The organism is Streptosporangium minutum, assembly GCF_002149035.1.
Taxonomy (GTDB): Bacteria; Actinomycetota; Actinomycetes; order Streptosporangiales; family Streptosporangiaceae; genus Streptosporangium; species Streptosporangium minutum.
In genome coordinates this window covers 1-9,068 of the sequence record NZ_NGFP01000328.1, presented here as the reverse complement: position 1 = coordinate 9,068, position 9,068 = coordinate 1, and the positions used below count along the sequence as shown (strand labels likewise).

Below are 9,068 nucleotides of genomic sequence, written 5' to 3'. Positions count from 1 at the left end.
CCCCGAAGCCCACCCGTGTGAAGCCCCGGGCGCCCGTCCGCGAGGCGACCCCGACCGCCCGTGCGGCGACCCCGACCGTCCGCGTGCCGACGCCGGGACCCGCGTCGCAGTCCCCCCGCAAGCCTGCTCCCCAGCCGGGCACCCGGATCGCCTACGCGGGCCGATGCGTCGGCGCGGCGGGCGGGCTGGTGGCGGCGCTGCCGTGCGCCGACCCGCGTACGGCCTGGCGTACGCGGGGCGGCGCCCAGCGGTTCCAGCTCGTCAACGTCGTCAGCGGCCGCTGCCTGGCCGTCGGCGAGCAGTACGACACCGTCGCCTTCAACGGCGGCGGCATGCTCGCGGTCCGGCTCAAGCCCTGCGCCTCCGGCCCGGCCCAGCGCTGGCACCGCCCGGCCTTCAGCGACGGCGTGCGCCGGCTGGTGAGCGTCCCTTCGGGCAAGGCGCTGTCCATCGGCAAGGAGTTCGGCGGCAAGCGTCCGCCGACGGCGTTCATCCTCTACGGCCCCTACACCGGCTCAGCCGATCAGCGCATCACTCTCGTGGACGGCTGACCCGCCGTCGGCCGCGGCCAGGTCTCCGGACGCGTCGCGGACCGGCCGCCCCGGCGGGGGCGAGCGCGGCCGGAGCGGCGGGCGGGTGATCACCCCCGCTGGCGGGAGTGCCACCTGGCCAGAAGCTCGGCCTCCCGGTCCGGGCTGATCGTCGTGGCCGTGGTGAACGAGGCCTCGGACTCGCGCGTCTCGCGCACCGACCGGCGGAGGGGGCGCGGGTCGAGTCCGGCCGCGGTCGCGGCGGCCGGGTCCGCGGTGTTGGCCGCTCCGCCGCCCTCCTGCCAGAGCGGCAGCGACCGCCCGTCCTCCCCCTCGGCGAGCAGGAACTCCTGCCCGACCCAGGTCAGCGTGGTCCCCGGCGGCCCGACCTCGGCCACGATCGTCTCCAGCATGTCGCCGAAGGAGAACGGCGGGGGCGGGCTGACCGCGTGGAAGGTGCCCGAGTCCGTCTTCTCGACCATGGCGATGATCCAGGCGCCCATGTCACGTCCGTCGATCACCTGGATCGGGACCGACGGGTCGCCCGGGGCCAGGACCTCGCCGCCGCGTGCGATCCGGTTGACCCAGTAGGTGAAGCGGCCCGTGTAGTCGTGCGGGCCGATCACGTAGGTCGGCCGTACGATCAGCGTCCCCGGCCCGAAGCGGTCGAGCGCGGCGCGCTCGCAGAGCACCTTCAGCGGCCCGTAGGTCTCGGCGGTGACCGTCTCCTCGACCGGGCCGTCGGGCTCGACCAGCGGCGAGTCCTCGGCGAAGCCCGGCGCGGGCGGGTCGGCGTAGACCGCCGTGGTGGAGACGAAGACGTACTGGTCCGTGGAAAGCACCTCGGCCAGGGAGGCGATCTGCGACGGAAGGTAGGCGCTGGCGTCGATCGTCGCGTCCCACCGCCGGCCGCGCAGGACCGACAGGTCCTCGTTCCGGTCGGCCCGCAGGTGCTCCGCCTCGGGGAACAGCTCCGGCCCGGTCTGCCCCCGGTGCAGCAGGGAGACCTCGTGTCCGGCCGCCATCGCGGCCTCGGTGATGTGCCGGCCGACGAACCGGGTTCCACCAATGATCAGAATACGCATGAGGGTCATTTTCCTGCATAAAGTGCTTCTGGCTCAGACTTATCCTTCATCTCGCGGGGCTGTGGTGTGCGGTTGAGCCCATCCTTTTCGCTGTTAAAGGCGACAACGGGTACGTTGGAGGTGTCCATCGTCGACTTCAGGATGGTCACCGTGACGATCTGGCCAGAGGTGAGACCGCGCGGGCCGTCACAGGCCGCCGGACCCGGCTCCTCGACACCCGGAGTCCGCGGGCCGTCCCCCCACGACCTCCACATCGACCTGACCGGTCCGCCGGCCGGTCTGAAGGTGAGCGGCGACATCGACCGCACGACCAGGAGGCTCTGGGAAGAGGCACTGGGCGGGCTGGTCACCAAGGGCGATGACATGCACATCGACCTCTCCGGCCTCCTGTTCGTCGACGTCCGGGGAACGTGGTTGCTGACCGAGGCCGCGCGCGGCCTCCCCATGGGCAAAAAGGTGTTCCTGCACCACGCGCCCTACTGTCTGAGATCCGTACTCGCCTTGATCGGACCGGACTCCTCCCCGATCGAAGTGGAGACGTGATGACCACGACGACGACCACCACGGTGGATCCGTTCGTCCATCCCGCGCTGTTCTACCGCGGGGCCCGGCAGTATCTCGACGGCACCGTGCCGTTCATCCGCCAGGGCCTGGCGGCCGGGGAGCCGGTCGCGGTGGCCGTGCCCCCGCAGAACGTGGAGCTGCTCCGGGCCGAGCTCGGCGAAGAGGCCTCCGAGGTGCGCTTCCTCGACATGACGCAGGCCGGCCGCAACCCGGGGCGCATCATCCCCGGCGTCCTGCGCGCCTTCGCCGACCTCCACCCCGCCGGCAGGGTCCGCATCATCGGCGAGCCGATCTGGGCCGGCCGGTCGGCGACGGAGTATCCCGCGTGCGTCCAGCACGAGGCGCTGATCAACCTCGCGTTCTCCGGCCGCGCCGTCACCATCCTGTGCCCCTATGATCTCGACGGGCTGGACCCGTCGGTCATCACGGACGCCGAGATGACCCATCCCGTCATCATGGACGGGTACGGCCTGCGCACCAGCCGCGTCTACGCGCCCGAGCGGATCATCCAGGACTACAACCGGCCGCTGCCCGACCCCGTGGACGCCGCCGCCCTCGGATTCGCCGACGGCGACCTGGGGCGCGTGCGTGACTTCGTCGTCGGGCACGCAGCCTCCATGGGGCTCTCCGGAGAGCGCCTGGAGGACCTGCGGCTGATCGCCAGCGAGCTGGCGGCCAACAGCCTCGACTACGGGGGAGGTTCGGGGACGGTGCGTATCTGGGCCGAGAACGGGCAGGTGGTTGTGGACGTCACCGACGCCGGTCACATCCTCGACCCCCTTGCCGGACGCCGACCGGCCGATCCCCGCCAGCGGGGCTCTCGCGGCCTGCTCGTCACCAACCTGCTCAGCGACCTGGTCCGCATCCACACCAACCAGGACGGCACCACCGTCCGCGTGTATTTCAGCACCTGAACCGTCCGCACATCCCACCCCTCTGTCAGAGCCCGTGGCGGCGCTTCGTCCGCCACCAGCTCCCCCAGGCCGGTTACGGCCATGCGGAAGGAAGCGATTCTGAGCCCAGGAGACGGACGTCGCCTGCTGCCCTCCGGCAGGTCGAACGTCATGGAGACCACCATCGGGGTCGCGCCGCTTCCCGGAACGATCGACGCGGAGCATGTCTCCGCCTCCACGGCGACGGTGCAGGCCGTGCTCGACGTGATGCCCGGATCGGCGAGCTGGGCCGTGCCGATCCGTGACGCCACGGGCACGATCGTCGACCTCCTCGTCCAGGCCGTGAGCCCGGAGGCTGAGGACATCCACGGCCGGCGGGGCGAGGAGATGATCGGCCTGCGCACCCGGCAGAGCTACCCGTCGGTGGCGGAAACGCCCCTCTGGCAGGCCTACCTGCGGGTGATGGAGACCGGCGTGCCCGAGCGGTACAGCCCGTACGAGCACGTCGAGGCCGCCGACGGCGTCCCGCACCGCTCGACCTACGCCATCCGGATCGCCCGCCTCGACGACGGCCTGCTCGTCACCTGGGTCCGCGACGACCTCGGACAGCGGCTGGAGGCCCGTCTCGCCCGCACCGAGCACCTGGGCAACCTCGGCTGGGGACGCTGGAACATGGTCACCGGGGAGGTCGTCTGGTCGCCGCAGCTCTACCGCATCCACGGGCGCGATCCGGCGGAGGGCCCCCTCACCATCGAGGCGTACTCCACCCTCGTCCACAGCGAGGACGCGCCGCTCCTCGCGGGGGCGGCGGACGCGTGGACGCGCGGCGGCGGGCCCCACGAGCTCGAAGTCCGGATCGAGGTGGACGGCTCCCTCCGCCACATCCGCATCTCGGCCGAGGCGACCCTCGACGCGGCGGGCCGGCCCCTGGAGATCCACGGGGTCATGCAGGACATCACCGGCTGGCGCCGGACGGCCGACGAGCTGGCCAGCGTCAGTCGGCGGCTGGAGGAGGAGAACCAGCTCACCGCCCACCTGCAGAAAATCATCATGCCGGTCCAGAACGAGCCCTACCTCCTGCCCGGCCTGCGGGTGGCCGCCCGTTACCAGCCCGCCGAGACGGCGGCCTACCTCGGCGGGGACTGGTACCAGGCGATCGGCCTGGACGGCGGCGACGTGCTGCTGGCCGTCGGGGACGTGGCCGGCAACGGGCTGGCCGCAGCCTCCGCCATGGCGAAGCTGCGGCACGCGATCACCGGCCTGGCCTTCGCCGACCACGACCCGGCGGAGATCCTCACCGTGCTGAACCGCCTGCTGTGCAAGCTCCGGCCCGACGTGCTGGCCACCGCGCTCGTGGCCCGCTACCACCCGGCCGACCGCACCCTGCGGTGGACCCACGCCGGCCACCCCCCGATGCTCCTGGCCCGGGGCTCGCGCGTGGAGCGCCTGCTCCATCCGGGCGTGCTGCTCGGCGTCTTCGAGGACGCCGCCTACACCTGCGGCACCGTACGGCTCCGGCCCGACGATCTCATGGTGATGTTCACCGACGGGCTCATCGAGAAGCGCGGCAGCGACCTCTACGAGGGCCTGGATCTCATGAGCGCCGCCCTGAGCGAGGCCCTCCGGCCGATCTCTCCCGCCTCCCAGGACCGGCTCTCGGCGGTCATGGACGCCATGGTCCCGGCCAACGCGGCCGACGACACCTGCGTCCTGGTCACGCAGGTCACCCAGAACGGCGAGGTCGTGACGCCCCCCCGCCGGGACGGCTGACGCCGGATCACTGCTCGCGGATGCCGCTGATCAGCCGGATCAGCTCGGCCCGCAGGACCTCGGGGTCCTCCACCCGGTCGGCGATGATCCGTTCGGCGGAGTCGCCGGCCAGGAGCGCGGTGTACGTCCGCTCTCCCCGGGGGGTGCGGGTCACCATCACGCGGCGCCGGTCCGCCGGGTCGCGCTCCCTGCTGATGTGGCCGTTGCGTTCGAGCCGGTCGAGCACCGGGCGGATCGTCTGCTCCTCGACGTAGGTGCGGGCCGCGAGCTCCCGCTGGGTCCGGGGGCCGTCGCCGAGCGCGTTCAGGGTGAGGAACCCCGCGTGGGTGAGGCCGCGCTCGGCGAGCACGGCGTTCCACTCACGCTCCACCAGGCGCGCGGCGACCAGGAGGAGGCGGCCCGTCGGCCAGGACGTGAGGTCGTCCATGAAACTCCATCTGCCGGTGCACGGATGAAACCCTCAGGCCACGTTATCCGAATGAAGCTAAGGGCACTTAGTGTTGGACTTCGAGGAGGCGGCCGGTGTGAGTGCGACGAGATCGCCGGAGACGGCGCGCAGGGACAGCCGGTCGCGGTGGGCGGGGCTCGCCTTCATCGCGCTGGCGGTAGCGATGATCATCTCCAGCGCGACGATCACCAATGTGGCCGTCCCGCAGATCATCGGCGACCTCAAGCTGAGCTCGACCGGCGCGCAGTGGGTCCAGGAGGCCTACGCGCTGGTGTTCGCCGCGCTCCTGCTCACCTTCGGCCGCCTCGCCGACCGGCTGGGACGGCGCCGCCTGCTCCTGACCGGGGTCGTCCTGTTCGCGGCGATGTCCCTGCTGGCCTCGGCCGCGACCAGCGGGCCGATGCTCGTCGGCGCCCGGATCCTGCAGGGCATCGGCGGAGCCATGATCTTCCCCACGACGCTGTCCCTGCTGAACGCCGGATTCCGCGGCGGGGACCGGGCTACCGCGTTCGCCGTCTGGGGCGCCACGATCGGGGGAATGGCCGCCGTCGGGCCGCTGATCGGCGGCTGGCTCACCACCGACCTGTCCTGGCGCTGGGCGTTCGGCGTCAACATCCCGGTCGCCGTCGCCGTGGTGATCGGCGTGCTGGCGTTCGTGCCCGAGTCGCGCGAGCTCGACAGCCGGCGCGGAGCCGACGTGACCGGTGCCGTGCTGTCCACCCTCGGTTTCGGTCTCCTGGTGTTCGGGCTGGTCGAAGGGAGGGTCTACGGCTGGTGGTCGGCCGTCGAGACCTTCGCCGTCGGCGGCTGGAGCTGGCCGCTCGCGATCTCGCCGGTGCCCGTGGCCTTCACCGCCTCCGCGCTCGCCCTGACCGCCTTCGTGCTGGTGGAGCGGGCCCGCAACCGGCGGGGCCGGGTCGCGCTGCTGGACCTGTCGCTGTTCGCCATCCCCTCGTTCCGCAACGGCAACATCGCCGCGCTGATCGTCAGCCTCGGCGAGTTCGGCGTGCTGTTCGCGCTGCCGCTGTGGATGCAGTTCGTGCTCGGCTACTCGCCGCTGCAGACGGGCGTCGCCCTGCTCCCGCTCGCGGTGGGCTCCTTCGCCGCCAGCGCCGTCGCCTCCCGCCTGTCCCGGACCCGCGGCCCCGCCTTCGCCGTGCGCGCCGGTCTCGCGCTGGAGGTCATCGGCATCGCCGGGCTCGGCCTCGTGGTCTCCGCGGACACCCCGTGGGCGCTGCCGGTGCCGTTCCTGTTCTGCTACGGCATGGGCATCGGGCTGGCCACCGCCCAGCTCACCGGCGTGGTCCTGGCCGAGGTCCCGGTCGAGCGCAGCGGCCAGGGCTCCGGCACGCAGAGCACGGTCCGGCAGATCGGCTCGGCCCTCGGCATCGCCGTACTCGGCACGCTGCTCTTCGCCGGGCTCGGCGCCGATCTCGACCGGCGGCTGAGCGAGGTGAACGGGGTGGACCCCGCACAGCGGGAGGGGGTCGTCGCCGCGGTGCAGCGCAGCGCGGGCGGGGCCATCGCGGGCCTCTCCGGCCGGCCGGAGGTCGCCCGCGCCGCCCGGGAGTCCTTCGCGACCGGCACCCGCTACGCGGCGTTCGGCGCGGCCGGGTTCCTGAGCCTCGGCCTGCTGGCCGGCATGTCCCTGGGCGACCGGCGCATCGAGGACTGAGCTGCCGCGCCCCCTGCCGGCGGCGCTGCGCCCCTCAGCCGCCTCGCCGGTCGTCGAGCCACACGTCCGTCTGGCGGGTCGTGCTGGTCTTGGGCGGCGACTGGGGTGCGGCCCGGGTCTCCGTCACGGTGAAGTTGGCGACCACGTGCCGGTTGTGGAGGAGAAAGCCGATCACGCCCGCGATGGCCTCGACGCTGTCGTGGGCGCGGGCGTGGCCGGTCAGGAGGTAGACCAGCGGCGTGGACGGCTGGTCGAGGGCGAAGCGCCGGCCGTGGTGGTGAACGTCCTGAAGGGTCCTGATGGGGATCGGCCGCTCCGTGGTGAACCAGGCGGCGACCTCCCAGAACGGCAGCGCCGGGTCGGGGCTGACCGATTCCTCATAGCAGGCCACGCAGCCTCGGCGGGCGTCCTGCCCGTGGGGACACGCCCAGGAGGCGGCGTCGTGCGGCATGCTGCGCTCAGACATGAGCCGACCGTACCTTCTGTATTCCCATGTGGTGGTTCCCGGGGATCAAATGTCCGGCCAGCCAGGGGCCGGTGGCGCCGGTCCTCCCGGACACGGCGGTCTCCGCGCCGGTGGCGCCACTGTCCGCCGAGGTCCCGCCAACCGTGATCATGCTAGTAGAGGTCCTGCCGACCATGTTTCCGCCTGTAGGGGTTCCGTCCGTGGAGGTCCTGCCAACCATGATCCCGCCCGTGGAGGTCACCGGCCGCTGAGCACCGTCCAGCCGTGGGCGGGGACGAGCGCCGGGTCCCCGGAGGCGGGCGCCGTCTCCGACGTCTCCTCCACGGTGAGCCCGCCGGTCTCCAGCGGGAAAAGGCAGGGCTGGTCGTCGGTGTTGAGCAGCGTCACGATCCTGAGGCCCGGGTCGTCCGCGCAGGTCGACACCAGCGCGACAGTCCGGTTGGTCAGGTGATGGGCGGTGGTGTGGGCTCTGACCAGCCACGGATGACGGCGACGCAGGCCGATCAGGCGCTGGTGCAGCCGGTAGACGGGCCACCCCAGGGGAGAGAGGGCGTCCGGACGGCCGGGGAAGGCGGGGCGGATCGCGTCGTCCCCGCCTTCCCGTTCCTCCTTGACGCCACGGAAGGCCTGCTCGTCGCCGTAGTAGACGCTGGGGACGCCGCCCACGGTGAACAGCACGGCGAGCGCGTGGCCCAGGTGCCGCTCATCGGCGAGACGGCTGGCCAGCCTGGTCACGTCGTGGTTGCCGACGAAGGTCAGCGGGGGCGGTACGGCGTCGAGCAGGCTGTTGTGCCGCTCCAGGGTCCAGGCGAGCTCGAAGAAGTTGCCGTCGTTGAGCGAGCTCCAGATCGCCTTCCACAGCTCGTACTGGGTGACCGAGTCGAGGCCGCTCGCCCTGACGTATTCGGCGTAGTCGCCGTGGATCACCTCTCCGACGAACCACGCGTCGGGGTGGAGCGGCCGGACCCGTGCCAGGGCGCTGCGCCAGAAACCGGCGGGCACCGCGTAGGCCGCGTCGAGACGCCAGCCGGACGCGCCGCGATCCAGCCAGTGGTCCATGACCCGTACGACGTGGTCGAGCACCTCCGGCTCCTCGTGGTTGAGGGCCACGAGCCGGTGATGCCCCTCGAAGGTCGCGTAGTCCGGCTCGCCGCCCTCCCCGAGTGGCCGGAACCAGCGCGCGTAGCGAGGGTCGGGGTCGGCGGCCGTCGCCCGCGCGAACGCCGGGAACCCGCGGCCCACGTGGTTGAACACCCCGTCCAGGACGATCCGCAGGCCACGGTCGCGCGCCGCCGCGACGAGACGGTCGAAGTCCTCGTCGTCGCCGAGCCGCGGATCGATCCGGAAATGGTCGACGGTGTCGTAGCCGTGGGTCTCCGCCGCGAATATCGGGCCCAGCAGCAGCCCCGAGCAGCCCAGGTCCACGGCGTAGTCCAGCCACGGTTCGAGCTGCCGCAGGCGGTGCCGGACCGGCGTCCCGGGAGCCGTCGCCGCGCTCTCCGCGTCCGCGAACCCGAGCGGATAGACATGCCAGAAGATCGTGTGGTCCACCCACGCCGCCATGTACGCCCCTCACCCCGGCTCCCCGGTGCGGGCCGTACGGCCCGCACCGGGGAGCCGGGGTGAGGGGCGTACAT

General features: G+C 72.3%; 10 protein-coding genes. 5 read left to right on the top strand and 5 right to left on the bottom strand.

Annotated features, from left to right (window positions below; genetic code table 11):
• Nucleotides 1–551: RICIN domain-containing protein (locus CA984_RS40035; protein ID WP_207621218.1), on the top strand; the 551-nt coding region annotated here is incomplete at its 5' end.
• 89 nt (nt 552–640) lie between these two features.
• Here the strand turns inward: CA984_RS40035 and CA984_RS40030 are convergent.
• Nucleotides 641–1,615 carry an NAD-dependent epimerase/dehydratase family protein gene (locus CA984_RS40030; RefSeq protein ID WP_086578579.1) on the bottom strand — a complete coding sequence of 325 codons (975 nt, stop codon included), beginning with the start codon at nt 1,613–1,615 and terminating at the stop codon, nt 641–643.
• A 5-nt stretch (nt 1,616–1,620) separates the two neighbouring features.
• Nucleotides 1,621–1,764, bottom strand: coding sequence for a hypothetical protein (locus tag CA984_RS46745; protein ID WP_165781599.1), 144 nt, complete (start codon nt 1,762–1,764; stop codon nt 1,621–1,623).
• A gap of 1 nt (nt 1,765) precedes the next feature.
• Between CA984_RS46745 and CA984_RS40025 the strand changes: the two genes are divergently transcribed.
• The 3 genes from CA984_RS40025 (at nt 1,766) to CA984_RS40015 (ending at nt 4,842) form a co-directional block, all read left to right on the top strand.
• Entirely contained in the window at nt 1,766–2,158 is a 393-nt protein-coding gene (locus CA984_RS40025; RefSeq protein ID WP_165781598.1) for an STAS domain-containing protein, read from the top strand.
• The gene (locus CA984_RS40020; protein ID WP_086578575.1) at nt 2,158–3,093 is read left to right on the top strand and encodes a sensor histidine kinase; all 936 of its coding nucleotides are present in this window, start codon (nt 2,158–2,160) and stop codon (nt 3,091–3,093) included. Before CA984_RS40025 ends, CA984_RS40020 begins: the two co-directional genes overlap by 1 nt.
• 150 nt (nt 3,094–3,243) lie before the next feature.
• Nucleotides 3,244–4,842, top strand: coding sequence for a PP2C family protein-serine/threonine phosphatase (locus CA984_RS40015; RefSeq protein ID WP_165781597.1), 1,599 nt, complete (start codon nt 3,244–3,246; stop codon nt 4,840–4,842).
• Between the two features lie 7 nt (nt 4,843–4,849).
• Here CA984_RS40015 and CA984_RS40010 read toward each other — a convergent pair whose 3' ends face one another.
• Nucleotides 4,850–5,269, bottom strand: a complete 420-nt coding sequence (locus CA984_RS40010; RefSeq protein WP_086578573.1) for a MarR family winged helix-turn-helix transcriptional regulator — start codon at nt 5,267–5,269, stop codon at nt 4,850–4,852.
• Nucleotides 5,270–5,366: 97 nt separating this feature from the next.
• On the opposite strand from CA984_RS40010, the gene CA984_RS40005 reads away from it, so the two are divergent.
• The gene (locus tag CA984_RS40005; protein ID WP_108724682.1) at nt 5,367–6,965 is read left to right on the top strand and encodes a DHA2 family efflux MFS transporter permease subunit; all 1,599 of its coding nucleotides are present in this window, start codon (nt 5,367–5,369) and stop codon (nt 6,963–6,965) included.
• A gap of 34 nt (nt 6,966–6,999) precedes the next feature.
• On the opposite strand, the gene CA984_RS40000 is transcribed toward CA984_RS40005, so the two are convergent.
• Both CA984_RS40000 and CA984_RS39990 read right to left on the bottom strand, forming a co-directional pair.
• The gene (locus CA984_RS40000; RefSeq protein ID WP_133061921.1) at nt 7,000–7,431 is read right to left on the bottom strand and encodes a hypothetical protein; all 432 of its coding nucleotides are present in this window, start codon (nt 7,429–7,431) and stop codon (nt 7,000–7,002) included.
• Between the two features lie 237 nt (nt 7,432–7,668).
• Nucleotides 7,669–8,994 (bottom strand): alpha-amylase family protein, encoded by a 1,326-nt coding sequence (locus CA984_RS39990; RefSeq protein ID WP_086578570.1) that lies wholly within the window; start codon nt 8,992–8,994, stop codon nt 7,669–7,671.
• Nucleotides 8,995–9,068: the final 74 nt, after the last annotated feature.